The organism is Streptomyces sp. NPDC088732 (assembly GCF_044751205.1).
Taxonomy (GTDB): domain Bacteria; phylum Actinomycetota; class Actinomycetes; order Streptomycetales; family Streptomycetaceae; genus Actinacidiphila.
The window spans coordinates 1-25,979 of record NZ_JBIVLI010000038.1; the positions used below are offsets into that span (position 1 = coordinate 1).

At 68.8% G+C, this 25,979-nt stretch carries 21 protein-coding genes and 1 pseudogene; 8 read left to right on the forward strand and 14 right to left on the reverse strand.

Annotation, left to right across the window (positions count from 1 at the left end):
* Positions 1 to 73 precede the first annotated feature (73 nt).
* The 11 genes and pseudogenes from ACIP9H_RS39675 to dnaK form a co-directional block, all read right to left on the reverse strand.
* A pseudogene (locus ACIP9H_RS39675) lies at positions 74 to 199 on the reverse strand (aldehyde dehydrogenase); the annotation flags it as partial.
* Between the two features lie 313 nt (positions 200 to 512).
* On the reverse strand, positions 513 to 1,604 hold the full coding sequence (locus ACIP9H_RS39680; RefSeq protein WP_401597297.1) for a hypothetical protein: 1,092 nt from the start codon (positions 1,602 to 1,604) through the stop codon (positions 513 to 515).
* Between the two features lie 302 nt (positions 1,605 to 1,906).
* Complete coding sequence (locus ACIP9H_RS39685; RefSeq protein WP_401597295.1) at positions 1,907 to 3,619, reverse strand: FAD-dependent oxidoreductase; 1,713 nt, start codon at positions 3,617 to 3,619, stop codon at positions 1,907 to 1,909.
* Positions 3,619 to 3,882 (reverse strand): UBP-type zinc finger domain-containing protein, encoded by a 264-nt coding sequence (locus tag ACIP9H_RS39690; RefSeq protein WP_401597292.1) that lies wholly within the window; start codon positions 3,880 to 3,882, stop codon positions 3,619 to 3,621. Before ACIP9H_RS39690 ends, ACIP9H_RS39685 begins: the two co-directional genes overlap by 1 nt.
* Before the next feature lie 442 nt (positions 3,883 to 4,324).
* Positions 4,325 to 4,774 carry a DUF1931 family protein gene (locus ACIP9H_RS39695; RefSeq protein WP_401597290.1) on the reverse strand — a complete coding sequence of 150 codons (450 nt, stop codon included), beginning with the start codon at positions 4,772 to 4,774 and terminating at the stop codon, positions 4,325 to 4,327.
* A gap of 379 nt (positions 4,775 to 5,153) precedes the next feature.
* On the reverse strand, positions 5,154 to 5,612 hold the full coding sequence (gene trxA, locus ACIP9H_RS39700) for a thioredoxin (RefSeq protein WP_401597287.1): 459 nt from the start codon (positions 5,610 to 5,612) through the stop codon (positions 5,154 to 5,156).
* The gene (clpB, locus tag ACIP9H_RS39705; RefSeq protein WP_401597284.1) at positions 5,609 to 8,248 is read right to left on the reverse strand and encodes an ATP-dependent chaperone ClpB; all 2,640 of its coding nucleotides are present in this window, start codon (positions 8,246 to 8,248) and stop codon (positions 5,609 to 5,611) included. The genes trxA and clpB overlap by 4 nt, the downstream gene beginning before the upstream one ends.
* Positions 8,239 to 8,646: a chaperone modulator CbpM gene (locus tag ACIP9H_RS39710; RefSeq protein ID WP_401597281.1), complete on the reverse strand. Its 408-nt coding sequence runs from the start codon at positions 8,644 to 8,646 to the stop codon at positions 8,239 to 8,241. Before ACIP9H_RS39710 ends, clpB begins: the two co-directional genes overlap by 10 nt.
* Complete coding sequence (locus tag ACIP9H_RS39715; RefSeq protein WP_401963804.1) at positions 8,643 to 9,596, reverse strand: DnaJ C-terminal domain-containing protein; 954 nt, start codon at positions 9,594 to 9,596, stop codon at positions 8,643 to 8,645. The genes ACIP9H_RS39710 and ACIP9H_RS39715 overlap by 4 nt, the downstream gene beginning before the upstream one ends.
* 6 nt (positions 9,597 to 9,602) lie before the next feature.
* Complete coding sequence (gene grpE / locus ACIP9H_RS39720) at positions 9,603 to 10,214, reverse strand: nucleotide exchange factor GrpE (protein WP_401597276.1); 612 nt, start codon at positions 10,212 to 10,214, stop codon at positions 9,603 to 9,605.
* Positions 10,215 to 10,222: 8 nt separating this feature from the next.
* On the reverse strand, positions 10,223 to 12,115 hold the full coding sequence (gene dnaK, locus ACIP9H_RS39725; protein ID WP_401597274.1) for a molecular chaperone DnaK: 1,893 nt from the start codon (positions 12,113 to 12,115) through the stop codon (positions 10,223 to 10,225).
* A gap of 608 nt (positions 12,116 to 12,723) precedes the next feature.
* Here dnaK and ACIP9H_RS39730 point away from each other — a divergent pair.
* Positions 12,724 to 14,502 carry a PucR family transcriptional regulator gene (locus ACIP9H_RS39730; RefSeq protein ID WP_401597272.1) on the forward strand — a complete coding sequence of 593 codons (1,779 nt, stop codon included), beginning with the start codon at positions 12,724 to 12,726 and terminating at the stop codon, positions 14,500 to 14,502.
* A 153-nt stretch (positions 14,503 to 14,655) separates the two neighbouring features.
* Here the strand turns inward: ACIP9H_RS39730 and ACIP9H_RS39735 are convergent, their stop codons facing one another.
* On the reverse strand, positions 14,656 to 15,108 hold the full coding sequence (locus tag ACIP9H_RS39735) for a helicase associated domain-containing protein (RefSeq protein ID WP_401597269.1): 453 nt from the start codon (positions 15,106 to 15,108) through the stop codon (positions 14,656 to 14,658).
* Positions 15,109 to 16,360: 1,252 nt separating this feature from the next.
* On the opposite strand from ACIP9H_RS39735, the gene ACIP9H_RS39740 reads away from it, so the two are divergent.
* The gene (locus ACIP9H_RS39740; RefSeq protein ID WP_401963841.1) at positions 16,361 to 16,753 is read left to right on the forward strand and encodes a Type 1 glutamine amidotransferase-like domain-containing protein; all 393 of its coding nucleotides are present in this window, start codon (positions 16,361 to 16,363) and stop codon (positions 16,751 to 16,753) included.
* A gap of 10 nt (positions 16,754 to 16,763) precedes the next feature.
* Here the strand turns inward: ACIP9H_RS39740 and ACIP9H_RS39745 are convergent, their stop codons facing one another.
* Complete coding sequence (locus tag ACIP9H_RS39745) at positions 16,764 to 17,693, reverse strand: MerR family transcriptional regulator (RefSeq protein WP_401592673.1); 930 nt, start codon at positions 17,691 to 17,693, stop codon at positions 16,764 to 16,766.
* Positions 17,694 to 18,059: 366 nt separating this feature from the next.
* Here ACIP9H_RS39745 and ACIP9H_RS39750 point away from each other — a divergent pair, with 366 nt between their 5' ends.
* Positions 18,060 to 18,824: an SDR family NAD(P)-dependent oxidoreductase gene (locus ACIP9H_RS39750; protein WP_401592675.1), complete on the forward strand. Its 765-nt coding sequence runs from the start codon at positions 18,060 to 18,062 to the stop codon at positions 18,822 to 18,824.
* A 36-nt stretch (positions 18,825 to 18,860) separates the two neighbouring features.
* Here the strand turns inward: ACIP9H_RS39750 and ACIP9H_RS39755 are convergent, their stop codons facing one another.
* Entirely contained in the window at positions 18,861 to 19,628 is a 768-nt protein-coding gene (locus tag ACIP9H_RS39755; RefSeq protein ID WP_401592677.1) for an alpha/beta fold hydrolase, read from the reverse strand.
* Positions 19,629 to 20,300: 672 nt separating this feature from the next.
* On the opposite strand from ACIP9H_RS39755, the gene ACIP9H_RS39760 reads away from it, so the two are divergent.
* The 5 genes from ACIP9H_RS39760 to ACIP9H_RS39780 all read left to right on the forward strand — a co-directional run bounded on the left by ACIP9H_RS39760 (position 20,301) and on the right by ACIP9H_RS39780 (position 25,957).
* Positions 20,301 to 20,948 (forward strand): cysteine hydrolase, encoded by a 648-nt coding sequence (locus tag ACIP9H_RS39760; RefSeq protein ID WP_401592679.1) that lies wholly within the window; start codon positions 20,301 to 20,303, stop codon positions 20,946 to 20,948.
* Between the two features lie 441 nt (positions 20,949 to 21,389).
* Entirely contained in the window at positions 21,390 to 22,472 is a 1,083-nt protein-coding gene (locus tag ACIP9H_RS39765) for a methyltransferase (protein ID WP_401592681.1), read from the forward strand.
* Between the two features lie 332 nt (positions 22,473 to 22,804).
* Positions 22,805 to 24,025, forward strand: coding sequence for a phosphatidylserine/phosphatidylglycerophosphate/cardiolipin synthase family protein (locus ACIP9H_RS39770; protein ID WP_401592881.1), 1,221 nt, complete (start codon positions 22,805 to 22,807; stop codon positions 24,023 to 24,025).
* Positions 24,026 to 24,189: 164 nt separating this feature from the next.
* Positions 24,190 to 25,125, forward strand: a complete 936-nt coding sequence (locus ACIP9H_RS39775) for an SDR family NAD(P)-dependent oxidoreductase (RefSeq protein WP_401592683.1) — start codon at positions 24,190 to 24,192, stop codon at positions 25,123 to 25,125.
* Positions 25,126 to 25,300: 175 nt separating this feature from the next.
* The gene (locus ACIP9H_RS39780) at positions 25,301 to 25,957 is read left to right on the forward strand and encodes a TetR/AcrR family transcriptional regulator (protein ID WP_401592685.1); all 657 of its coding nucleotides are present in this window, start codon (positions 25,301 to 25,303) and stop codon (positions 25,955 to 25,957) included.
* The last annotated feature ends 22 nt before the right edge of the window (positions 25,958 to 25,979 follow it).

The window sequence follows — 25,979 nt, forward strand, 5'->3', positions numbered from 1 at the left end:
AGCGGGTACTTCCTCGGGGCAGGCATCGTCAGGGCTCCTCTCATGAGACCCATCTGACCCGCTGTCACCCTTCCCCGCATCTCGGGGGAACCTCAGTAGTGGTGATCTTGACGATGATGTCGCAGGGATGTTCGATCTTCGCGTCCGGTACGTCCTTCACGGTGACCGTTCGCGGGCCTTCGTATACCGCTGCTTTCATGATGGCTTCCTTTGGTGCCGCGGCATGACCGCAGCACGGCAGGGACGGAGACTGGCGCAGAGAGCCTGACTCCAGGAAGTGGATGCGACGGGGTCCGTGGCTCCGGCGTGCCTCTGCGGGCCGTTGCCACGGCAGTTGGACCGGTGGTGGCCACATCTGGGCCGTCAAGCGGAATCCCGGCGCTCCGGCGGCGTATCGTCCGGGTCCCGTCGGCCCGCGACGCGATATGGCCACGCGCCTATCGACCAGCGGAATTCCCGGACCCGGACAATCGCCGACAAATGACGCTTCTCAAGCCAACGTTACCAGCCGGCTAGTCATGATGGCCGTCCTGAAGCATGCGGCGACGTTCCTGTTCGCGCTTGGAGTAGGCGGCCGCCCGGATCGCCTCGTCGCTCTCCAAGCCTGAGCCCAGCGCTCCACCCACGGTGGCGACCGAAGCGACGAACCAGGACAACGTCCAGTATTCCGCGGCGTGCAGCGGGGTTCGTGTGGTGGATGCGAACACTTGGCCGTTGATGATGAACAGGGCCCACACCAGGTTGATGACGATCAAACCGCCGTAGCAGACGAGTACTCCGATCCCCACGGTCATGACGGTCGAGGTGTTGTAGAGCCTTGCCCTCTGCCTCGCCTCCCGGGAGACCTCTGCTGATCGATGCCACAGCTGCGCGTCCACGATCAGCCAGCCGATCATGAGCGCGACGGACCCGACCGTGGCGATCACGAGGCGTGGCGTGCTCAGGGACTCGGCCAGGCTCCAGATGGTGGAGTTCACCGTGGCGACTGCTCCTGTGGCGAGTGCGGCCGCCAGGGCTTTCGACAAGCCCGGCACCAACCGCCACGGCCGGTTGGCGCGGACCATACCGAGGAGCACTCTCAGGTACCCGCGGGGCCCGCTGACGACGTACCGGAGATCAGCGGTCTCCTCCTCACCGACCTGGCCCGGGTGAACAGGCGCGAGGCGACTGACGAAGGACCCCAAGAGCGGCTGACCCTGCGGAGGTCCATCGGGCCCGGAGGCCCCGGGGCCCGCCAGGCTGAGGACGGCTTCTTCCACGGCCCGCCGAGCCCTGGTCTGCAGACGCAAGCCCCCCAGCGGAGGGAGGGACAGCAGGGCCAAGCCGTGTTCGTGACTCAAGTCCACAACGAGTTTGAGCCCATGCGAGTGCAGCGGAAGGTCGGTGAGGGCCACGACGATGTCCCAGCTCTCCGCTCTTCCGCGGTCCATGATCCGGCGCATCAAGGTGGGCGGGTCCTCGGTCCCTGCGGTGAAGGGCTCACTGACCACCTCGACGTCGAAACGCCGTCCCTGGCCCCACTTGTCGGCGAGCCGAGCAGGAAGTACCCGTGCCATGCGCCGCGCGATCTCCGTCGGCGCATCCGGATCCGCCAGGAGAGCCACGACCGTAACGCCCTTAGAGGACACCCGCATGACTCCTTCTCGACGGTTGCCCCCGCGATCGCCCGCGCCCACAGGATGCCCCCGAGGTAACGTCGATGCCGCGTGACACGCTGGCCGCCGCCGGCAGGTGCACGGGGTACGGCCGGACCTCCTCCGCCGTGCTCATCGGCATCTCCCGTCTCTACGCCATGCCGTTTGAGTTACCGTCACCGCGGCGTTCTGCACACACCGGCGGCGTTGCGCTCGCTTGCCGGGTCCCATTCAAGGGCTGGACCGGCCCGCCACCGCCCGAGGCCCCTGCACTAGGAGCCGGCGGAGCGGACCAGACTTCCCGTCTTTCCGCGGTGCTCGTGCACGAGGCGGATCGCCATGGCACCCTCACCGGTTGCCGAGGCCACGCGCTTGACCGAGCCGCTCCTGACGTCGCCGGCGGCGAAGACCCCGGGAAGGGTGGTCTCCAGCAGCAACGGACCCCGGCCGAGCGAGTCCCACCGGGTCGGGTCGGCCGCCGCCTCGGCGTCGGCGCCGGTGAGGACGAAGCCCTTGTCGTCCAGGGCCAGTACGCCCCTGAGCCATTCCGTGTGCGGCCGGGCCCCGATGAACACGAAGAGCGCCGCGACCCGCAGCTCCCGGCGCTCACCACTCGCGTTGTCCTCCACCGTCAGCGACTCCAGCTTCTCCTGCCCGGAGGCCACCCGGACTTCGGTGTGGAGCAGCACCTCGATCTTCGGGTGCCGTTCCACCCGGTCCACCAGGTAGCGCGACATGTCCGCGTTGAGGTCACCGCCCCGGACGAGGAGGTGGACCCTGGACGCGTGCTTCGCGAGGAACAGTGCCGCCTGCCCGGCGGAGTTCCCGCCGCCGACCACGGCAACCGGGTCCGTCTGGCAGAGACTGGCCTCGTGGACCGTCGCGGCGTAGTAGACGCTGTTGCCCTCCAGGCGGTCGATGCCGGGCGCCTCGAGCCGGCGGTACCAGACGCCCGAGGCGAGCACCACGGCGCCTGCCCGGGCCCGGGACCCGTCTGTGAAGGTGACGACGTACTCGTCGTCCTGCGGCCTGAGCCCGCTGACCTGGGCCGGCACCATCAGGCGGGCACCGAACTTGCGGGCCTGGAGCACCGCGCGTTCGATGAGCTCACCGCCGGAGATGCCCGACGGGAAGCCGAGGTAGTTCTCGATCCGAGACGTGGTGCCGGCCTGGCCTCCGGTGGCCATGGCGTCGACGGTGACCGTGGTGAGACCGTCGGAGGCACCGTACACGGCGGCGGCGAGTCCCGCGGGGCCCGCCCCGACCACCATCACGTCACACCGCCCGGCCTCCGGGGAGGGGGCGGGCAGCCCGATGAGCCTGGCGAGTTCGGCGTTGCTCGGATTGCGCAGCACCCGTTCGCCCTTCCAAAGGACCACCGGAGTCTCCTCGGGGCGGATGGAGAACCGGCGCAGCAGCGCCTCTGCCTCCTTGTCCTTCTCCAGATCCACCCAGCGGTGGGGCAGCCGGTTGCGAGCGGCGAACTGGCGCAACCGCAGCGTGTCCGGCGAATAGCACGACCCCAGGATCCGGAAGCCGGCGCCGAGGCCGATGAGCAGATACCGGCGGCCCAGGTAGGCGCGGAGGATGAGGTCGCCGAGGACCGGGTCGCGGCCGACCAGGGAGCGTTGCCGCTCCACCGGCACGGCCAGGACCTCGCCGGCCTCGCGCACCACGGCGGTGTCGAACGCCGCCTGGCCTTCCAGCAACCCGAGTTCACCCAGGAATCTGCCGGGTCCGTGCACGGCCACCGTGCGCTCGTCGGACCCGCCGAGGTCGTGGACCATCTCGACGGTCCCGCTGAGGATCGCGAGGAACTCCCGGAACGGCTCGCCCTCGCAGTACAGCACTTGGCCCTCGGCGGTCCTTCGGCGCTCACCGTGCGCGGCGAGGACCTCGAACTGCTCCGGTGTCAGGCGCGGGAACGCCCCGTACCGGTCCGGTGTCTCGTGGACCGCGCTCTGCTGGTGCTCGGCCGCGTTCATCAGACCAGGGCCTCGTGGACGTAGCACCAGCGCCAGTCCTCTCCCGGCTGGAAGGACTGCACAATGGGGTGACCGGCGCTGCCGGCGTGCCGCCTGGCGTGCTTGAGGGGCGAGGAATCGCAGCAGCCGACGTGCCCGCAGGTGAGGCAGAGCCGCAGGTGTACCCACGGGGAATGCTCCTTGAGACACTCCTCGCAGCCCTCCGGGGTGTGCGGCGTCACGGCGCGCACCATCGCCAGGTGTGGGTCGGAAATCGTGACCATCAGGCTTCTCCTTCCGTGTGATGGGACTGCTCAGCAGCGGCCCGCGAAGCTCTCCTTCTCAAACAGCGGCGCAGTTCCGGAGCGGCGGCACCAGCCGGGCGGGTCGTCGCCCCCTCCCCGGCCAAGTAGGACCAGGGGCGTTTCGATGCGGTTCTCCTGCTGGCACCTGTCGGCGGGGTGGTCCGCCACGTGCAGGTCCTGAAGCGCGTGTTGCCGGGCGCGTCGGAGACGATGGAGAAGCCGTGGTCTCGGCCTTGTTGTGGAACTCGTCGAAGCAGCGGTCAGGGGAAACGCTGCGGGGAGTAGACGATCCCCGTGGGGTTGGGGGTCGCCCGCCTGCGGGCAGCTGGAGAGCCCGCGCTCAGGACCGGCCGCGCTTCCGGTGGAGGTGGCAGACCGCTCTTGGCGGCCCCCTGGACGTGCATGAGGCGGCGATCGCCACTCACAGCAGGAGGTCGAAGACTGCTCGGGCCTCGTCCCAGTGCTGGGTCTGGGGGTTCTTCAGCTCGGGGTGGAGGATTTTGAAGCTCTGAGCAAGGGCCAGGCTGAGTCCGCCGACGATGTCCGGATAAGCCGCCTCGGTCTCCTCGTCGGGCGTCCGGTCCAGCGCGGGGTGGCTGGCGAGCTGTTCCAGTATCGGTTTGACTTCCACCTCCTGGTCGATCTTCTGGAAGTGGTGAATGCTTTCCTGCAGGCCCTTCGTGATCGGCAGGTCACAGGTCCGGATGATGTCCCGTCCGTTGGCCTTGGCGGTGGCCTGGGCAACGATCAGCAGATCGTAGAGCTTGGCGTCGACGAAGTCGCTGTAACGCTTGAGATCGTTCTTGTCGACGTCCAGCCCCGCGGCTGCGCGGAAGAACCTTTCGAACCTGGCGATGGACATCACAGTCATAACGGCAACCTCCGACTGCGGGTGCCGGGGTGACTCCCGGCCCCAAGGTTTCTCCGCCAGCCTCGCCGACGGGGCATGTGAACGCATACGCATGTCGGGACCAATCAGCCTCCCCGAGTTGCACTGCCAGGCCCAGACGTCCGATCCGCAAAGCAGGCGGAGGAGCGTGCGATCCGTCGAGCCAGACATGTTTGTGGGTGGGCCCATGATCGCTGTCATTGTTTGTGTTGGTCGGCCTGGGCAGCCAAGTGAATTGCGCTTGGCCGTACGCAGGCCTTTCATTCGAGGCCGCCGAGCGGTTACGGCAGCACGCGGGCCGGCGAGTTCGGCATACCGGAGAGCGGTCTCGTCGGTTTCCGCAGTGGCCTGCCCATGGTGTTCACGCTCCAGCAGTGGTTTGCCAGCCCGAAAGCGCCTGCTCGACCCACGAGCGCAGGACGTGCGCGGGTGCCGCGCCGGCCTGCCGGGCGACGGTCTCTCCGTGGTCGAGGACGAGCAGTGTCGGTACCGCCTGGACCTGAAAACGCTGCGACAGCTGCGGGTTTTTATCGACGTCTACCTTGACGAGCTTGATTCGGCCGGCGAGGTCGCGGGCGACCTGTTCGAGGGCGGGGCTGACCATGCGGCAGGGGCCGCACCAGGTAGCCCACAGGTCGACCACGACGGGGACGTCGGCCCGCTCGGCGACCTCGGTGAAGTCGTCGTCGCCCGCGTCCACCATCCACGGTAGGAGCTGCTTGCAGTGGCCGCACTGGGGGCGTCCCTCCGCTGCCGCCGGCACCCGGTTGATACGCCCGCAGTTCGGACAACTCACGGTTGCAGCCTGCATCGTGTTCATGCCGCCCGCGCTCCCTTCACGTCCCCGGGCTGGTCGTAGGTGACAACCAGCTCTCCGTGCTCGGCGTCGACGCGCACCGTCGCACCGTCCTGGACGTCGCCGCGCAGCAGGGCGCGTCCGACCAGCGTCTCGACCTCGTGGGAGATGTAGCGGCGAAGCGGCCGGGCCCCGTACACCGGGTCGTAGCCCTGGTGGGCGATCACCTCGCGGGCCGCGTCGGTGAGTTCGACGGTGATGCGGCGTTCGGCGAGCCGCTGCCGCAGCTCGCCGAACTGCAGCTCGACGATCCGCTCGATCTGCCGCTCGCCGAGCGGCTTGAACAGCACGATGTCGTCGACGCGGTTGAGGAACTCCGGGCGGAAGTGCCCGCGCAGTTCGCCCATCACCCGGGCGTATGCATCGGGCTTGATCTCTCCCTCGGCGGTGGCGCCGTCGAGGAGGTGCTCGGAGCCGATGTTGGAGGTCATGATGACGATGGTGTTGCGGAAGTCGACGGTGCGGCCCTGTGCATCGGTGATGCGGCCATCATCGAGCATTTGCAGCAGGGTGTTGAAGACATCGGTGTGCGCCTTCTCGATCTCGTCGAGGAGCACAACGGAGTACGGCTTGCGGCGCACGGCCTCGGTGAGCTGTCCGCCCTCCTCGTAGCCGACGTATCCGGGCGGTGCGCCCATGAGCCGGCTGACGGTGTGCCGCTCCTGGTACTCGCTCATGTCGAGGCGGACCATGTTCTCCTCGGAGTCGAACAGAGTCCGGGCGAGGGTCTTGGCCAGCTCGGTCTTCCCGACGCCGGTGGGGCCGAGGAAGATGAACGAGCCGATGGGCCGGCGAGGGTCGCGGATGCCGGAGCGGGCTCGGATGATGGCGTCGGTGACGAGCTTGACGGCCTCGTCCTGGCCGATGACGCGCTCGCGCAGGATCTCGTCGAGGCGCAGCAGTTTCTCGCGTTCGCCCTCTTGGAGACGGGCGACGGGGATGCCGGTCCAGGCGGCGACGATCTCGGCGATTTCCTCCTCGGTGACGACCTCGCGCAGCAGCCGGTCCTTCCCCTGTTTGGCGGCCAGTTGTTCCTCCTCCGCGGTGAGTCGCCGCTCCAGTTCCTGGAGGCGGCCGTAGCGGAGTTCGGCGGCGCGGTTGAGGTCGTAGGCGCGTTCGGCCTCCTCTGCGTCGTGGCGGACCTGCTCCAGTTCCTGGCGCAGTTCCTGCACGCGGCGGATCGCCTGCCGTTCGGCCTCCCACTGGGCGTGTTTGGCGTCGGCCTCGCCGCGCAGGTCGGCCAGTTCCCTGCGCAGCTCCTCCAGACGGGCTTTGCTGGCGGGGTCGGTCTCCTTGGACAGGGCCGCTTCCTCGATCTCCAGGCGTGTGACGCGGCGGGTGATCTCGTCGAGTTCGGCGGGCATCGAGTCGATCTCGGTACGCAGCCGGGCGCACGCCTCGTCGACGAGGTCGATGGCCTTGTCGGGCAGGAATCGATCGGTGATGTAGCGGTGGCTGAGGGTGGCCGCGGAGACCAGCGCGTTGTCCTGGATCTTCACGCCGTGGAACACCTCGAGGCGTTCGCGCAGTCCGCGCAGGATGGAGATGGTGTCCTCCACGCTCGGCTCGTCGACCAGGACCTGCTGGAAGCGGCGTTCGAGGGCGGCGTCCTTCTCGATGTGCTTGCGGTACTCGTCGAGGGTGGTGGCGCCGATCATGTGGAGTTCGCCGCGGGCGAGCATCGGCTTGAGCATGTTGCCCGCGTCCATGGCCCCTTCGGCTGCGCCCGCTCCTACGACGGTGTGGAGTTCGTCGACGAAGAGCAGGATGCGCCCCTGGGCGGCCTTCACCTCGGCCAGCACGGCCTTGAGGCGTTCCTCGAACTCGCCGCGGTACTTGGCACCGGCGACCAGGGAGCCCATGTCGAGGGCGAACACCGTCTTGTCGCGCAGGCCCTCGGGGACGTCGCCGCGAACGATGCGCTGGGCCAAGCCCTCGACGATGGCGGTCTTGCCGACGCCGGGGTCGCCGATGAGGACGGGGTTGTTCTTGGTCTTGCGGCTGAGGATCTGGGTCACGCGGCGGATCTCCGCGTCCCTCCCGATGACCGGGTCCATCCTGCCGCCGCGCGCCTCGAGGACCAGGTCGCGGCCGTACTTCTCCAGAGCCTCATAGGCCACTTCGGGGTTGGCGGAGGTGACGCGCTGGTTGCCGCGGACCTGGGTGAGCGCGTTCAGGAACGAGTCCCTGGTGATGCCGGCCTGTTTGAGCAGTCGCCCGGCGGCGGTCGAAGAGCTCTCGTCTGCCAGGGCGAGCAGGAGGTGCTCCACGGACACGTATTCGTCCTTGAGGCGTTTGGCCTCCCGTTCGGCGGCGTCCAGCAGGCGGCTGAGGCGCTGGGTGACGAAGACCTGGCCGGGTGCCGCGCCAGGGCCGGTGACCTTCGGGCGGCGGGAGAGTTCCTCCCGCACGGCCGCGCGCAGTTCCTTCGGCTCGGTGCCGGCCTGCTGCAGCAACCGCGGGATCAGACCGTCCTCCTGATCGAGAAGTGCGAGCAGCAGGTGCTCCCCGTCGACCTCGGTGTGCCCCAAGCCGACGGCCGCGCTCTGAGCCTCCTGGAGGGCTTCCTGGGACTTCTGGGTGAGACGGTTCATGTCCATGGGGATGTTTCACTCCTCGTGCCGCGGCCGCGCAGGGCGGCTTCGAGCAGGCTGATGCGGTCCAGCAGGTCGAGCACCAGGCCGATGGATGCGTAGTTGAGGCAGAGTCCGGCGCGCAGCCGCTGGATGCGGGCGAGAACCGCCGGGGCCGTGGGGTCGAACACCAGGTGCCCCGCGGCGTCGCGTTCGGCGTCGACAAGGCCGAGGGCGACGAACCGGCGGATCAGATCGGGGTGGAGGCCCGAACGGCGCGCCACGGCGTCCAGCGAGAGCCTGGGGGCGGGCACGAGCCCGTACCGGACAGCCGTCGAGGCGGTGACGTCGGCGCCCGTTCGTACCGGACGGGCGCCCACGCCGGCCCGGCCGATGCCTGCCGCTCCCACGGGTCGGTCGTTCATCGCGTCCTCCTGGGGTCGAACGAGGAGGTTGCCGCCAGCTCCTCGAACAGTTCGCGCTCCCTGTCGCCGAGGGTGGGCGGCACCATGATGCGGACTTCGGCGTACAGGTCACCGTTCGCGCCCCGCGGGTTCGGCATGCCCTCACCGCGCAGCCTCAGCCGCCGGCCGCTGGACGAACCCGCGGGCACCGTGACCTTGGCCGTTCCGCCGCCGGGGGTGGGCACCGGAACTGTCGCGCCCAGCGAGGCCTCCCAGGGGGTGACCGGAAGCTGCACGTACACATCCCGGCCGTCGAGGCGGAAGCGGGGATGCGGCTGGATCCGCACCCGCAGATACAGGTCCCCCGCGGAGCCGTCGCCGCTGCCTCGGCCGCCCTCGCCCGCCAGCCGGATGCGCTGCCCGTCGACGACGCCGGGCGGCACGTCCACCTCGTACCGCCGCGGCTGCCCGGTGGGACCGGCGAGCGTGACGGTGCGACGGCCGCCTCTGTACGCCTCCTCGACGGTGAGCGGCAGCTCGGCCTCCTGATCCGCCCCAGGGACGTTGCCTGGAGCGGTGCCGGCTCCGAACATGGAGCCGAGCAGGTCCTCGATGTCGATGTCCTCCGCACCGAAGCCGTCGCCGAAGCCAGTGGTGTACCGGACGCGGGGACCGCCCCCGCCCGCGGTCCTCCGACCGCGGAATCCGCCGCCCGCTCCCGCCGCGACCCGTTCGTCGAAGTCCTCGGGGACCTTACGGAAGTCCTCGCCGAAGCGGTCGTAGCGGGCCCGGGCCTTGGGATCGGACAGGACGCTGTGTGCCTCGTTGAGGTCCTTGAAGCGTTCCTCCGCCCCGGGGTCCTTGTTGACGTCGGGGTGGTACCTGCGGGCGAGTTTGCGATACGCCTGCTGGATCTCGTCCTGGCTCGCGCTCCGCGACACGCCCAGCACCTCGTAGTAGTCCCGTGCCATGACCGGTCACTCCCGCTTCGCGACGGTCACCGCGGCCGGCCTGAGCTGCATCTCGCCGTCCCCGTAGCCGGGGCGCAGCACCTCGACGACAGTGCCCGGTTCCACGTCGGGGTCCTGGACGACGCCGACCACCTCGTGCCGGGCCGGATCGAAGGCGACGCCGGTCTCCGCATGCCGCGGGTAGCCGAGCCGTGCGAGGACGTTCACCGCCTGGTCGCGTACGGCCCGGACGCCCTCCACGATCGCGCCCGAATCCCCGCCGGCGTGGGTCAGGGCGAGTTCGAGGTTGTCGATGACGGGCAGGAAAGCGGCCGCCGTGCGGGACCGCTCGACCGCCCGCTCCCGCTCCAGCTCCCTGGCGTGACGCTTGCGAAGGTTGTCGAGGTCGGCGAGCGCGCGCCGCCAGCGGTCCTCCAGTTCCCGGATCGCGGTCGTGTACTCGTCCTCGGCACGCGCGGGGCCGGCGGCGTCGGGCCCCGGTTCGCCGTCCGCCGCTTCCGGCCGGGGCAGCGGGCCCGGTTGCGGCACGTCCCCACGCGGAGGGCGTACGGCGTTCTCCGGGACCGGTTCGACCGGATCCGACGGAGGGCGGCCGGGTTCCTGGGGGCGGGTGGGCATGGCGCGCCTCAGCCCCTCTCGAACTCGGCGTCGACGACATCGTCGTCACTGCCACTCGTGGGACCACCGGTGTCGGCGTCCTGGCCGGGACGGCCTGTGGGAGCGGCGCCTTGATGGGCAGCCAGCCCGGCGAGCACTTGCTGGAGTTCGGAGGTCAGGGGCCGCACTCGCTCCACGCCCGCCTCGTCCTTGACGGCCTCCCGGGCGTCGGACACGAGCATCTCGGCGCGTGCCTTCTCATGTGCGGGCGCTGCGTCTCCCAGTTCGGCGAGGCGCCTCTCGACCTGGTACGCGACGGCGTCGAGTTCGTTGCGGGCATCGACGGCCTCGCGGAGTGCCTGGTCCTGGCCCCGGTTGCTCTCGGCCTCCTGCACCATGCGTTCGACCTCACTGCGGTCCAGGTTGGAACTCTCGCTGATGGTGATGCCCTGTTCCTTGCCGGTGTCCTTGTCACGGGCGGTGACGTGGAGGATGCCGTTGGCGTCGATGTCGAAGGTGACCTCGATCTGTGGTTCTCCCCGTGGCGCCGGCCGGATGTCGGTGAGCTGGAAGCGGCCGAGTACGCGGTTGTCGGCCGCGGACTCGCGCTCGCCCTGCAGGACCACCACGTCGACGGCCGGCTGGTTGTCCTCCGCGGTGGAGAACGTCTCGCTGCGGCGTACCGGGATGGTGGTGTTCCGCTCGATGATCTTCGTCATCACGCCGCCGCGCGTCTCGACACCCAGCGACAGCGGGGTCACGTCGAGCAGCAAGACGTCCTTGACCTCGCCCTTGAGCACGCCGGCCTGGATCGCGGCGCCCAGGGCCACGACCTCGTCGGGGTTGACGCTCATGTTGGGGTCCTTGCCGCCCGTCAGCCGGCGGACCAGGGCCTGGACCGCCGGGATACGTGTGGAGCCGCCGACGAGGATGACCTCGTCGATGTCGCTCTCGCCGACCTTGGCGTCGGCCATGGCCTGTTGGACCGGTCCCAGGCAACGCTCCACCAGGTCGCCGGTGATCTGCTCGAACGTGGACCGCATGATCGAGTCGGTGAGGTGCTTCGGACCGGACGCGTCGGCGGTGATGAACGGCAGGCTCACCTGCGTCTGCGTCACCGAGCTGAGCTCGGTCTTGGCCTTCTCCGCGGCCTCGAAGAGCCGCTGCAGCGCCTGCGGGTCCTTGCGCAGGTCGATGCCGTTCTCCTTCTGGAAGTCGTCCGCGAGGTAATCCACCAGACGCCGGTCGAAGTCGTCGCCGCCCAGGTGGCTGTCGCCGGCGGTGGAGCGCACCTCGACCACGCCGTCGCCGACATCGAGCAGGCTCACGTCGAAGGTGCCGCCACCCAGGTCGAACACGAGCACCGTCTCGTGCTCCTTCTTGTCCAGGCCGTACGCGAGGGCAGCCGCCGTCGGCTCGTTGATGATCCGCAGCACCTCCAGGCCCGCGATCCGTCCGGCGTCCTTGGTGGCGGTGCGCTGGGCGTCGTTGAAGTAGGCGGGCACCGTGACGACCGCCTCCGTGACCCGCTCCCCGAGCTGCTTCCCGGCGTCGTCGGCAAGTTTGCGCAGCACCTGTGCGCTGATCTCCTCGGGCGCGTACAGCTTGTCGCGCACCTTGAAGCGGGCCGCTCCGCCGTCGCCCTCGACGACGTCGTAAGCCACTGCCCTGGCCTCCTCGGAGACCTCGTCGAAATGCCGGCCGATGAACCGCTTGGCCGAGTAGATGGTGCCCTTCGGGTTGAGGATCGCCTGCCGCCGGGCCAGCTGTCCCACGAGACGTTCCCCGGTGTCGGTGAAGGCGACGACGGACGGTGTCGTACGGCTGCCCTCGGTGTTGGGCACGACGGAAGGTTCACCGCCCTCCCACACGGCGATCACGGAGTTCGTGGTGCCCAGATCGATGCCCACTGCCTTGGCCATGAGGAACTCCTCCCGATGCGGCGGCATGCGCCGGCACTGCGGATCTGTCGTTCATGTATGGTCCCGACCGGTCCGAAATCAGGTCGTACAGGGCGGCGACGAAGCGAAGGCGAGGGGGCCGCCCGATCGCCGAGGCCGCGAACCCAAGGTCAGCGCACCGGAGAGGGCCCCGCGCGACGCTTGCGTACTGGCTGGCCCGCCGTAGTTCGTACGGCCGACGACATCCTCGACGAGGCGGACGTCATGACCGATGACGGCCACCCTTTGTCCGAGAAAACTCCCGGTCCGCGACGTGATCGACGGCGCGTCCGGCTTCCTGGTACGTCCTGTACGTGACCATCGGCCTTCATGGGTGCCCGGTCATCGCCCAGTGCTTCCGCGGCCCCCGACACACCCAGACTCGCGAACCGAGCACCTCTACGCCTGCACCCGGCAAGTCAAAGAACAGCAGAGCCCGTCGCCCCGCGAGCACAACCGGATACTCCGGACATATCGGGTAAGGCTCTACGCGAAGGGTCGCCGTCATTTCTCGGCCGGCTCGGGGGACGGGAGTAATCCCATGGCCGGCTGCCGGGGCGTACCGCCCCTACGGAGAACGGAGTGATCTTATGACTGGCAGCCGGGCGCACAGCCTGTACCGCCGCCACGACCGGGAGATCAGCCCACGGCGGTGTAACGGGCGGTACCCCACGCCCGCGCGGAGAGGACAGCGCCCACGCGTTCCCACCCCAGCCGAGCATGCCCCCCACGAACTGATGGCGCTCTCCCGCGCCCTGTTCGACACACGGGACGAAGGCGAGATCCTGCGCTTGGCCATGGACCGCATAGCCGCCGCAGGGCCATACAGCGCCGAAGCCGGATACCTCAGGGTGGACGGTGACCTGGTCCCCAGCCCAAGGGGCCGACAGATCCATGCCTTGGCCGTGGACCGGAAGGTACGAGAGCTGACTGGGCAGGACGGCCCTGTGGCCGTACCCGACCGGCCCTGGGGACGGGCCCTGGGGCTGCGCGGACACGAGGGACTCCTCGGCTACCTCGTGGTGACGTCCCGGTCCCAGCCCACCGAGGCCGAGCGATCCCTGCTCGCCACGCTCGTCCGGCACACCGCTGCTGCTTTGTCAGTCGCCTTCGCACACCGCTGCCACCGCGAGGACGCGCTGGAGCTTCACCGGCTGCGGGAGGAACGGACAGCCCTCCAGCGGCAACTGATTTCCGTCGTGGCCGAGCTGGGGTGGCAGCGAGCCGTACACGCGATCATGACCGAGGTCGCCGGCTCGGGCGGCGGCGAGGAAGCCATCACCCGCGCTCTGCACAGGCTCACCGGACTTCCCGCGCTGGTCGAGGACCGCTTCGGTCGGCTGAGGTCCTGGACCGGCCCCAGCCGCCCTGACCCCTATCCGGAACCGGACCCCCTGCGCCAGGACGAGATGCTGCACGCCGTCGCCCGGGAGGCCGGGCCGGTGCGGATCAAAGACCGGCTGATCACCCTCGTCCGCCCGCACGGAGAGATACTGGGCGTGCTGGCCTTGGTGGACGCCAGGGAGGAAGCCGACGAGCACACGGTGCTCGCACTGGAGCACGCCGCCACCTCGCTCGCCCTGGAGCTGGCACACCTGCGGCACCTGGCCGAAGTGGAACTAAGACTGCACCGCGAGCTGGCCGACGACCTCCTGGCCGGGACGGACGCGGCGAGCGCCTACGCCCGGTCCGAGGCAGTCGGACACGACCTGCACCGCAGCCACTACATCGTCGTGGTGCAGTGGTCGAACCGGACTGCAGACGACTCTTTCGCACAAACCGTGGGCCGAACGGCCTCTGCCGTGGGCATGCGCTCGCTGCTGACCCGACGTTCCGACCACGTGGTCCTACTCGCCGACGACAGACCGCCCGCCAGCGCTTTGTACGAGGCGCTCGCCCGGGAGATCGGGACACGGTCCGGGGCTATCGGGGTGAGCGTCCCCTGCAACTCCCCGGACGACATCCCCCACCGCTACCAGCAGGCACAGCGCGCCCTGGAAGTGCGCCGCCGCTCCCGCGACTGCTACGGCACGACGTTCTTCGACGAGCTAGGCATCTATCGCATCCTGGGACCCGGCAACGATTACCGGGAACTGGAGACGTTCGTCCATGAGTGGCTCGGGCAGCTCATCGACTACGACTCCCGGCACCATACAGCCATGGTGGAGACCCTATGCAGGTACTTCGACTGCGGCGGCAACTACGACGAGACCGCCAAATTCCTCGCGATTCACCGCAGCACGTTGCGCTATCGGCTCCAGCGCATCCGCGACATCAGCGGCAACAACCTCGCGAACGTCGAGGATCGGCTCAATCTCCAGGTGGCGACCCGGGTGTGGAAGATCATGTTCGGCCTGTCTGGTAATTGATCTTGTGGCAGGTCGAGGTGAGTTGACGGACGCGGCATGGGAGCGCAAGTCGTCTCCAAGTAGAGCCCACCGCAGCCGACGGCACTCAAAGGCGTCATGGGGCGGGATCATGCCATGTGCCACGGACACCGCCGCGTCACCACATGCTCCTGCTCAAGCCCAGCGCATGCCGAGTTCAACGAGTTCTGTGACGCGCTCCGGGGCGAGGTTGGCACGTCGGGCCCGCTGGTTGGCGATGAAGACCCCAAGAGCATGGCCGGTGCCGTCGACGTCCTCGACATGGGATCGGGGGACGTTGAGGTGTCCTTCCCGTTGGGCGTATTGACGGGCGGCGGTGAGGTTGGCTGCCCAGATCTGCGCCCGGGTGCGCTTCGGCCTCGCCGCCCCTGAGGCCGGTGCCTGCTCCTCTTCCGCGGCGGCGGTGATGCCGAGGATTTCGGTCAGGAGCCATTGCTGGACGGCGCTGAGGGTGTCCCACTGGGTTCGCTGGGCTCGTACACATCGGCCGATGTCCTCGCCCTGGACGACGAGCTGACCATCCCGGTCAGGCAGTGTGCCGCCAGCGGTGTGGTAGGTGCGGGCGAGGTGGAAGCAGCGTTGCCACACGACGGGCCAGGTGGGGCACCAGGCGGGGTCGATGTCCTCGAGTGCCTCGCGCCGCTCCCGGTCCAGTCTCGCGCCCTTCCGGTCGTCTGCGGTGGTGCCTCGGCGGGCTGCGGATCGTCGGCTGGTCCGCCTCGACCACCCAAGCAGACCCGTCTGGGTGCGTGGTTCACGAGTCGAGACCGGTCGGGCCCGGACACAGGTGGTGCTCACGGGGTGGCCGTGGTGCTTCGTCCAACCCGATAGCTGGCCTTCGGGAACGATCTTGTTGCGTGTGGGAAACGATCTTCGCTGGTGGGGAGGCGGCGGGCGAGGCGGACCTGATCCGGCGTTCGGTGCGGTCGGGTTCCGGCACCTGGAAGTGTTCCGCGGCCTGGCGTCGGGGCCGGCAATCCTCGATGACGCAGCGGGCCATCGCAGCCGTCCGGCATCGGCCAGGGGCGCATTGCGGTGTGACACAAGCGCCCTTCTGTCACTGGTGCAGATGCCGCAATCCATACCAGGTCGGAAGGCTCTCACCCGGTTCAAGGCCGAGACCTGCACTACCCGTCCAGGCCCTTTCCTGACAGAGCAGGTAGGACCTTGCGGACGGGTGGCGTAATCCCCGAAGTGCGTTGCCTGAATCGTGACGTTCTACACAAGAGGGCATCTGCACGTGCATCTGCACGTGATTTCAACTCTTGGGACCCCGTGGGCCGTTAACGTCAACTCAGGACGCCCGCCCTCCGACTGAAGGTTTTGCGGACCGGTCGGGAGCGGGCGTCCCACGCACAACCACGCCTCCAACTGAGAGAAACGAGGTTTCGCATGCCCATCCATCCTAGGACTGCAGCTCTACTTGCTGCAGTGAAGCGCGTCGCAGGGGCTCTCTGTGCGGATTTCTGCCGAGCTGGCCGCTACCTCCGTGAGCGGGTCCAGCGGTACCGGAAGATCGTGGCCTACGGGCTGGCCACGGGAGTCGCGACGAAGGTCGGCGCGTTCGCCGCCGACCTGATCATCCTCTGGTGGATCAGTCGCCACTGACCCCAGCAGGCCCGCGAAAGATGCCCCCGCCGCCGCGGAACATGCGGCATGAACTGGCTCGTGGGAAACGATCTTGATGTTCGTGGGAAATGATCTTTGTTGGCTGTGTGTAAGCCCCTGATCAGCGCATTTCGTCGGTGCCCCGCACCTGACCGGCCTGGGCTGGGCGTCGCTCGGCGTCCTCGAGCTCACCGCACTTCCTACGGTCGGCGCCGAGCGGTACGTCCCCTGGATCCGGGAGGCCGACGTCCTCCTGGTCGACGGCGGCGACGCGACGTACCTGTGCCACTGGATGCGCGAGTCCGGAGTGGCCGACCTGCTGCCTTCGCTGCCCGACACGGTCTGGGTGGGAGTCAGTGCCGGAAGCATGGTGATGACACCCCGGATCGGTGCGTACTTCGTCGAGTGGGCGTCCGCGCCGGACGACCGTACCCTGGGGGTCGTCGACTTCTCGATCTTCCCGCACCTGGACGCCTTCCCGGGCAACACCATGGCCGACGCGGAGCGGTGGGCCGCCGACATCGGCGCCCCGGCCTACGCCATCGACGAACAGACGGCCATCAAGGTGGTCGACGGCATCGTCGAGGTGGTCTCCGAGGGCCGATGGACGAAGTTCGGGTCGTAGCCGCCCGGCATCAAATGTGCGCCCGCAGGGCCTGTGCCAGCCAGTGGTGGTCGGGGTTCGCTGCGGGCCCGGGTTCCTCGCCCCGGATGACCGCCAGGAGGTGTCCGTACCTGTCGGCCTGCGTGTCCAGGGCGGCCTCGATCCGTTGCAGGACCTCGCTACGGCGAGGCGACCCGGGCCCCGTACCCAAGAGGTCGTCGAGTACGGCGGCGGCCTCGTCCGACGCGGGATCCGTGCCGTTCTCTCGCGCCGGGGTGACGAGCAGGGCGATCTTCTGGGCGAAGAACAGGAAGGCGCCGGGCTGCCGGCCCGGCCCGTTCCGGTCTCCTCGCCCCTGGGCGTGGTGCTCCATCATGTGCCGCATGCGGGTGCGGAAAGCGGGGTCGGCGACCAGTTCGGCCAGTTCGATCCAAGCGTCGACCTGTTGCGGGGTCGGGTCGTCGGGAAGCTGCGGGGGCAGGCCGCGTATTCGGTCCTGAAGGAGAGGATCGGCCTCGAGGCCGTCGAAGACCTCACGGGCGAAGTCCTCGATGATCGCCGTTCGCTCCTGTGCGGAGAGCCGTGCGAGGTGGTTCATGAGTTCCATCTCCTCCGTGTCGGACTGCCGTCCGGCCACCGTGGCAAGGACGGCCCGGTTCAGCCGCAGGGCACGGATCTGTACGTCCAGGGCCTGCACGTGTGCGGCGGCGACCTCGGCGACGGTGGCCTCCCGCTCCAGGACCCGGCGCACCTCTTCCAGCCCGAGCCCCAGCTCACGCAAGGTGCGCACCAGCTGGAGGCGGGCCACGCCCTCGGTGTCGTAGAGCCGGTAGCCGCCGCCGGACCTGTCGGCCGGAGGCACGACGCCGAGGTCGGACCAGTAGCGGATCGTGCGTACCGGCATGCCGGTACGCCGGGCCAGCTGCCCGATGGTCAGCAGCGGAAGGCTGTCGTCGTTCACGTCAGGAGTGTGGGCCTTCCAGCCGGTGGAGACTCAAGAGCGGGCCGACTCGCACGGGCAGAGAGCCGGCTCATGGGCGACCGGGTGGACACCCGGCCCCGATGCCGCCAGGACCGCGCCCCACGCGGCGCCGTGGTCGTTGTACCGCCCGTCCGGCCGGACCGCCGCACGCTGTCCTGCGGCCAACGTGTCACAGACCGGAGCGCCGTCCGGTCCAGTACCCCGAAAGGCAAATGCCTCATGTCGTCGGGAATCAGGGCCTGCGCGACGGACGCACATGGTCCGTTTGCCGCCGCGGTGGCCGTACGCCTGTGACCCCGGCGGCTCGGGTGCTCCCAGTCCACGTTCCAATGGAAGGGTCCGACCATGTCGAATCGTCCGGCAGTCGACTTCACCGGCCGAGTGGTGATCGTGACCGGCGCCAGCTCGGGAATCGGCCGTGCAGCGGCCATGTCCTTCGCCGATGCCGGAGCAGCCGTCCTCGGGACCGGCCGCAACGCACAGGCTCTCGCCGAGCTCTCCGATGCACACCCCTCGATCGAGACCATCCGCTGCGACGTCAGCGAGCAGGACGTACCTCAGTCGATCATCCAAACGGCCGTGGACCGCTGGGGCCGGCTGGACGTCCTGGTCAACAACGCCGGCGTCTTCGTGTCCATGCCACTGCGCGAGGTGGCGGCCGACCGCGTCAGGCACATCTTCGACACCAACGTCGTCGCCCCCAGCCTGCTGGCCGGCGCCGCACTGCCGTACCTGGCGCAGTCCCGCGGGTCGATCATCAACATCGCGAGCACCTTCGGGCACCGTCCCCTTGCCGTGGCGAGTCATTACGGCGCGTCGAAGGCGGCGATCGAGCACCTGACCCGTAGCTGGGCGCTCGAACTCGCCCCGGAGGGCATACGGGTGAACGCCGTCGCCCCTGGGCCCGTGGAGTCCGGGGCGCTGGCCTCTTCCGGCTTCTCCCCGGCCGAAGTCCAGCAGATCAAGGACGCCGAGGCCGCCCGCATCCCCCTCGGCCGCCGTGGCAGGCCGGAGGAGGTCGCCGCATGGGTGCTCCGGCTCGCCGACCCCACGGTGGAATGGGTCACCGGCCAGGTCCTCACCGTCGACGGCGGCCTGGAGAACACCTGACGCGGCCGCCCGCAGAAGCCTGGTCCGCAGGCCCACTCACGTCCGGTCTCCCAGCCAGTCCGCGAGGAGTGGGCCGACGATTCCGGGTGCTTCCACCTGGGGGAAGTGGCCGACTGCCGGAGCCTTGTCCAGGACGGTGAGCGCCGCGTGGGGCGCGACCTCGCGGATACGGGGAATCACGTGTGCGCCGCTGACGGGATCGGCCGGTCCCCAGATGAAGTGCTGCTCGCCCTGGTAGGTGCACAGCGTCCCGGTCCAGCGGGTGCTGTTCTCCCTGCGTTCTTGCATGTAGTTCAGGAGCGACGGCAGGATTCTGAAGCCGTCATGTGAGCGTGCGCCGAGCCACATGTCGTGCAGCAGGTCGGCCGGCAGGGGCCGTTCGCCGGTGAGGCGCTGGATGGCCGCGGTGAACTTCTCCTCGTCCACATGGCGCGCCACGTCCGTACCGCCCGGGCCGGCAAGGAGGTTCTGCTCGGGGATCGGGTGATGCAGATCAGGCCAGATGCCTCCGTTGAACCACGTCATGGACGTCACCCTGGCCGGACCCCGGGCCAGCAGTTCCTGCGCGACGGACACCCCGTAGTCGTGGGCGACCAGGGCAGTCGTCTCATCGCCGGTGAGCCGCCAGAGTGCTTCGACGAGGTCGGCCTGCTCACAAACCGAATAGTGATGGGGGTACGGCTTGTCGCTCTCACCGAAACCGAGGAAGTCCGCTGTCGTCACCCGGCACCCGGCAGCCACGAGGTGGGGGACTACGGCACCCCAGTCGTGCGAGGAGGTGGGGAAACCGTGCAACAGGGTCACGGGACGACCGGACACGGGCCCGTCCTGTCGCACGAATATCGTGTACGGGAATCCGGGGAGGGGCCGGCGGCTGCCCCCGGCGATCCACTCCTCGCGGGATGGAAAAGTTTCAGCCATGCTGATTCCTGAATTCTGGCGGGGATATGATTCCAGTGGCTGTGTGAACTGGCGCTCTTTCGGCACATCATGGTAGGCGGCTCATCGCGGCGCATCCTGGGACATTCCGCGAGTGCGTCAACCCGGTCGGGAACACTCCCGTCCGCCCGTCGTGCTCGGGTCGCGTGGAGTCGTTCACCTGCTCCCAACGGCGTAATCGACGACGCCGAACCGGCGTTGTGCGGCCCCGAGGGCCCGGCCCGCCGGCACCGGCCAAGACCGGCCGATCGCATCGTGGGGCGGCAGGGACGGTGATCGGGTGCAGCAATGCACCGATGCGGAACGCCCCGAGATGGTGCAGGGTGGGACGGAGGGCCGAGTGGCCGGGAAAGCGCCCCTCAGGGCATGCACCCCGAGGTGAGCGCGGAACTCGAGTGCTGTCGCTTGGTGTCGCAGCAATCCGCACCGGACAAGGAAGAGACATCGTCTCGCCGGACCGGAATGTACTTCGGCAGGACACCCCGCGATACCGGAATATTCGTCGCGCCAGTGGTGCGTATCGCGTGAGGAGCACAGGTGGAAATCTCGAAGACCGACACGGCCGTCGTGTTCATCGACCCGCAGAACGACGTGCTGAGCGAGGACGGGGCTGCCTGGGACGCGGTGGGGGCGAGCGTCACGGAGAACAGGACCGTCGAAAACATGGAGAGAATCTTCGAGGCGGCGAAGGCGGGGGGATACGAGGTCTTCATCTCGCCCCATTACTTCTATCCGACCGACAGCGGATGGCGAATGAACGGCCCCCTCGAGACCAGCGAGCTGGAGAACCACACGTTCGCCCGTGCGGGACAGCTCGATCTGACGGGGTTCCGGAACTCCGGTGCGGACTGGGTGGAGCGCTTCAAGCCCTATATCGAAGACGGCAGAACGGTGGTTGCCAGCCCGCACAAGGTGTTCGGGCCGGAAAGTAACGACTTGGTACTGCAACTGCGCAAGCGGGGAATACAGCGCATCATTCTTGGCGGCATGCTGGCGAACATGTGCGTCGAGTCCCACATGCGTCACCTCATCGAGGAGGGATTCGAGGTCACCGTGGTCAGGGATGCGACAGCCGGACCCCGCCACCCGGTCTGGGGCGACGGGTATCAGGCGGCGATCATCAACTACCGCTTCTTCGCCCATGCACTGCTGTCGACCGACGAAGTCCTCGATGCCATGCGATGAGGAGTCTGCCGGCGCGACTCGTACGTGCCCGCCGGCTGGTTGCTGACGCCGTCCGGTGCCGCAGGGCGAGGATCCTCCGCTCATCGCTGCGGGTCGATGCCCGGCCGGACAGGTGCAGCTGATCTCCGAATGCCGCTCCTGCGGCGTGGGCGGGCCGCCGAGGCCTGGACGCAGCTCGCCCCCTCTGCCTGCTGCGATCTGCCAGTCACGGCACGATCGATAACTTTATTGATCAATCCAGAAACATGTTAGCCTTCCCCGTGAGGCGGAGCGAACGCTCGACCCCGATCGCGGTCGGGTGGGACGGGCCCGCGTTCCGGATGTCTCGCGGTGGGGACGTGTGTGGTCTGGCGGGCGGCCGCGGTCGGGCTCCGGCTTGCGCGGCGCAAGCCGGTCTCCGTCTGCCGTAATTCTGTATTGATCACTCCACAAAGGAGCTTCATGGAACTGCACTCCGAGAGCAAGGCCGGGGTCGTCGCCGACGCCGGTGCGACCACCGGCCCGACGGCCGGCGTTGCGATCACCCCCGAGCCGATCCTGCAGCTGGGCCTGGGATTCATGGCGTCGAAGACGCTGCTGAGCGCGGTGGAGCTGGGAGTGTTCACGACCCTCGCGCGGGGCGGTCGGGACCGTACATCGCTCGCCGGGGAAGTGGGCCTTCACCCCAGGTCGTCGGCGGACTTCCTCGACGCCCTCGTGTCGCTGGGCATGCTGGAACGCGACGACGACGGCGTGTACCGCAACAGCCCCGCGGCGGACGTGTTCCTGGACCGGGCGAAGCCCTCCTACATCGGTGGAATCCTGGAGATGGCCAATGCCCGCCTCTTCGGTTTCTGGGGCAACCTCACCGAGGCCCTGCGAACCGGCACCCAGCAGAACGAGGTCACGCTCACCGGGGCCCCCTTCTTCGCCACGCTGAGCCAGGACCCCGTTGCCTGGCGCAACTTCCTCAACGGCATGGACGGAGTCAGCACCCCCCTCGCCGGCGCACTCGCCGCCGACTTCGACTGGACCGGCCGGCAGCACGTGGTCGACCTCGGCGGCGCTCTGGGAGCGGTACCCGCGGCCGTACTGCGATCCCACCCCGAGATGACCGGAACGGTCTTCGAACTGCCCCAGGTACGGCCGGTGTTCGAGGAATCCGCGCATGCCCGCGAGCTGGCCGGCCGCCTCTCCTTCCACAGCGGCGACTTCTTCGCCGATCCCCTTCCTCCGGCCGATGTCTACGTCATGGGGCAGATCCTGCACGACTGGGCTCCCGAGCAGCGGCAGTTCCTGCTCCGCAAAGCGTATGAGGCCCTGCCGGCGGGAGGCACGCTCATCGTCTACGACGCCATGATCGACGACGGCAGGCGGCACAACACCTACGGTTTGCTGGTGTCGCTGAACATGCTCATCGACACGGAAGGCGGATCCGAGTACACCGTCGCCGATGCCACCCATTGGCTGGAGGCGGCGGGCTTCGCCACGACGGTGGCCCGTCCCCTCATCGGCGGCTACACGGCGGTCTACGCCACCAAGTGATCTGACGGTGGCGGCGCGTCGTGCGGCCATCCCGGAGTGAGGATGCGCATGTGGGACGCCCTCGGCTCTGCTGGATGCCTGCGGACCTGCCGGCTCCGTCGCGAGGGAGCGGGGCGGGGCAGGGTCCGCAGGTGTTCGTGAGGGCGCCCCCGCGCGCCACTACGACACCGTGGTGGATTCGTCCGGGGTCCGGCGATGGTGCCCGACTGCTCGGCGTGGGGGGCGATGAAAACGATCGTGGTGGACAGACTGAGCGTGTCGCTGTCCGCCTCGCACGCGTCCAGTCGGCTGCCCGGCACCAGCCCGTTACGGATCCCCAGGAGAAGCCCCGCATGAGTACGGAGAAGACCCTTGTCCCGTCCCTCCCTCCGGAGGACGGCGACGATCCGGTGCGGGTGGGAGAGCGCAAGCAGCGTCTGCGCAGACGTCTGGAGCGGCTGATCGGGGTCGCGGCGACCGAAGGCAATGAGCTTGTTCCGCTGCGCAACGGGGATGAGATCTTCCCCGCGATGCTGGAGGCGATCCGCGGGGCCGAGCACGTCATCGACATGATGACGTTCGTGTACTGGCGCGGCCAGATTGCCCGTGACTTCGCCGCCGCTCTGGCGGACCGCGCCCGCGCCGGCGTCCGGGTGCGGCTGCTGCTGGACGGCTTCGGGGCCAAGGAGATCGAACAGGAACTGCTCGATGACATGGACGCTGCCGGGGTGCAGGTCGCCTGGTTCCGTAAACCGGCGTGGATCTCCCCGCTCAAGCAGAACCACCGGTGCCATCGCAAGGCCCTCATCGTGGATGAGCGCACCGCGTTCACCGGCGGCGTCGGCATCGCCGAGGAATGGTGCGGCGATGCCCGCACCCCTGACGAGTGGCGTGACACCCACGTGGAGGTCCGTGGCCCGGCGGTTGACGGGATCGCGGCCGCGTTCGCCCAGAACTGGGCCGAGTGCCACGACGACCTGTTCGACGACCGGGACCGCTTCGCCGAACATGCCCAGCCGGGCTCCGCGACCGTACAGGTGGTGCGCGGCTCGGCCAGCTTCGGCTGGCAGGACATGCAGACGCTCATCCGCGTCGTGCTCACCTCCGCGCAGGAACGCTTCCGGCTGTCCACCGCCTACTTCGCTCCCGACTCCTTCTTCGTCGACCTGCTGTGCGCCACCGCCCGCCGCGGCGTCCAGGTCCAGATCCTGCTGCCCGGCCCGTACACCGACCAGCGGGCTTGCCGGCTCGCGGGCCAGCACCATTACGCCGCGCTGCTCGCGGCGGGTGTGGACATCCGCCAGTACCAGCCGACGATGCTCCACACGAAGATCATGACGGTGGACGGGGTCGCCGCGCTGATCGGTTCCAGCAATTTCAACCGCCGCTCGATGGAGCACGACGAGGAAGTCATGCTCGCCGTTCTCGACGAGACCTTCACGGGCGTCCTGGACAACGATTTCGACGACGACCTCACACGCAGCGAGGCGATCGAGGCGGACCGGTGGAAGCGGCGGCCCCTGTCGCAGCGTCTGAAGGAAGCAGCCGTCATTCCTGTGCGGCGCTTCCTGTGACCTGCGGGCTCCGCGCGCGGGCTCGGCTTCACGTAGGCGCACTCCGGGCAGAACGAGAGTCTGAACACGATGTATGGTTTCTCTTCAGTGACGCCTGGACCGAAGCGGTGAGTGGTCTCACCGGCCGGGCGAGGAACCAGATCTTGTGAAGGCAGGGCACAGCTATGACGCTCATCACCACGCCGTTCGGAATGCGGGCCACCGCCGCTGAGGTACTCGAGGGAGTCGACCTCAGCGGGCGCCGGATGATCGTCACCGGGGGGTCGTCCGGTCTCGGTGTCGAGACGGTGCGCGCGCTTTCCGGTGCCGGGGCGCAGGTCACGATCGCCACACGGAACCCCGCTGACGCCGAGGTGCTGGTCAAGGAGCTGCCGGGCTCGCGGGCCGTCGCACTCGACCTGGCCGACCCGGCTTCCGTCCGCGCTTTCTGCGACGACTGGAGTGGGCCGCTCGACGGCCTCGTCGCCAACGCGGGCGTGATGATGCTCCCGACGCATCAGCTCAATGCGCAGGGATGGGAGATGCAGCTCGCCACCAACTACCTCGGCCACTTCGCCCTGGCGGTCGGACTGCACAGCGCATTGCGGGCCGCAGAGAAGCCGCGCGTCGTCGTGGTCAGTTCCGGCGCCCAGCTGCGGGCGGGGTTCGACTTCGACGACCCGCAGTTCGAGCGGCACCCCTACGACCCGTTCGTCGCCTACGCGCAGTCGAAGACCGCGGACGTGCTGCTCGCCGTCGGGATCAGCCGTCGGTGGGCGGAGGACGGCATCGCCGCCAACGCCTGCGCGCCGGGGTGGATCCACACCAACCTGGCCCGCCACATGGACCAGGCGACCATGCAGGCCCTGGGTGCCATGGACGCGGACGGCAACCTGCTCACCCCCGACTACTTCAAGACCCCGGCCCAGGGAGCCGCCACCACCGTGCTGCTGGCCGCTTCGCCGCTCCTGGACAACGTGACAGGGCGGTACTTCGAGGACAACCAGGAGTCGCAGGTCGTCGACGGGGGCCCCGACGTGATGGCGGGTGTCGCGAAGTGGTCGGTGGACCCCGCCGCCGCGGACCGGCTGTGGGACTACGCCCTTCCCGTGGTGCGCTGAGCCGGGGACGCCCGTGCACAATGGGGGGGGGCGGCCCCACGGCCGTACGAAGCCGCAGGCGGGCCCCCACCGGGCATGCGGCCGTTTCCACATCGGGGAAGATGGAGCGAGCCGCTGCGCAGGGACACTGCGGCACGGGTCGGTTCGAGGCACGACACACACCGGAGGACGCCTGATGCGACCCGTGACCCGCCGCCAGGCGGACAGCTACGCCGCGCGGTCGGCCGCGACCCGGGCGCAAGTGACGTCCACCCTGGAGCGGCTGCTCGATTCCGGTACGGCCTTCTCCGACATCAGTGTCCAGCAGCTTCTCGAGGAAGCGGGCGTCTCCCGGGCCACGTTCTACGCGCACTTCCAGAGCAAGTCGGAGGTCCTGGTGCGGCTCACCGACGGCCTGCGGGAGTCGCTGCTGGCGCTCGCACGCCAGTGGGACCCTGCCGCGGGCGAGGACGGAGCAGACCGCTTCGCCCGGTTCTTCGAGGAAGTGATCAGGATCCAACGTGCCAACCAAGGCGTGATCATGGCGGTCCGGGAGGCGGCGTCGTACGACTCCGTGGTGAGCGATTTCTACACCGCCAACCTCGAAGGCTTCGAGGAGACGACGCTGCGCACCGTACTGTCCGAGCAGGCCGCCGGCATGACGACGGCCGACCTCGACGCCGTTTCCGCCAGCCGGATCATCGTGTGGGGCGGCGCCCAGGCGATCGCGCACCACATCGAAGTCGACGACGGCAGTCATGACGCCGTCCTCGCCCGTGAACTCGCCCGGATCTGGTGGTACGGCGCCTACCGTCGCCCCGCCCATGGCGAACAGGACACGAAGCCCGCCTGAGCGGGTGGGCTGCCCCTCCCCG

Coding starts and splice junctions, on each gene's coding strand:
- ACIP9H_RS39710 (WP_401597281.1), bottom strand. CDS start 8,646: ATGAACGACCGACCCGTGGGAGCGGCAGGCATCGGCCGGGCCGGCGTG.
- trxA (WP_401597287.1), bottom strand. CDS start 5,612: ATGAACACGATGCAGGCTGCAACCGTGAGTTGTCCGAACTGCGGGCGT.
- ACIP9H_RS39770 (WP_401592881.1), top strand. CDS start 22,805: ATGAGTACGGAGAAGACCCTTGTCCCGTCCCTCCCTCCGGAGGACGGC.
- ACIP9H_RS39685 (WP_401597295.1), bottom strand. CDS start 3,619: ATGAACGCGGCCGAGCACCAGCAGAGCGCGGTCCACGAGACACCGGAC.
- ACIP9H_RS39690 (WP_401597292.1), bottom strand. CDS start 3,882: ATGGTCACGATTTCCGACCCACACCTGGCGATGGTGCGCGCCGTGACG.
- grpE (WP_401597276.1), bottom strand. CDS start 10,214: ATGCCCACCCGCCCCCAGGAACCCGGCCGCCCTCCGTCGGATCCGGTC.
- dnaK (WP_401597274.1), bottom strand. CDS start 12,115: ATGGCCAAGGCAGTGGGCATCGATCTGGGCACCACGAACTCCGTGATC.
- ACIP9H_RS39730 (WP_401597272.1), top strand. CDS start 12,724: ATGACTGGCAGCCGGGCGCACAGCCTGTACCGCCGCCACGACCGGGAG.
- ACIP9H_RS39765 (WP_401592681.1), top strand. CDS start 21,390: ATGGAACTGCACTCCGAGAGCAAGGCCGGGGTCGTCGCCGACGCCGGT.
- ACIP9H_RS39780 (WP_401592685.1), top strand. CDS start 25,301: ATGCGACCCGTGACCCGCCGCCAGGCGGACAGCTACGCCGCGCGGTCG.
- clpB (WP_401597284.1), bottom strand. CDS start 8,248: ATGGACATGAACCGTCTCACCCAGAAGTCCCAGGAAGCCCTCCAGGAG.
- ACIP9H_RS39715 (WP_401963804.1), bottom strand. CDS start 9,596: ATGGCACGGGACTACTACGAGGTGCTGGGCGTGTCGCGGAGCGCGAGC.
- ACIP9H_RS39695 (WP_401597290.1), bottom strand. CDS start 4,774: ATGACTGTGATGTCCATCGCCAGGTTCGAAAGGTTCTTCCGCGCAGCC.
- ACIP9H_RS39750 (WP_401592675.1), top strand. CDS start 18,060: ATGTCGAATCGTCCGGCAGTCGACTTCACCGGCCGAGTGGTGATCGTG.
- ACIP9H_RS39775 (WP_401592683.1), top strand. CDS start 24,190: ATGACGCTCATCACCACGCCGTTCGGAATGCGGGCCACCGCCGCTGAG.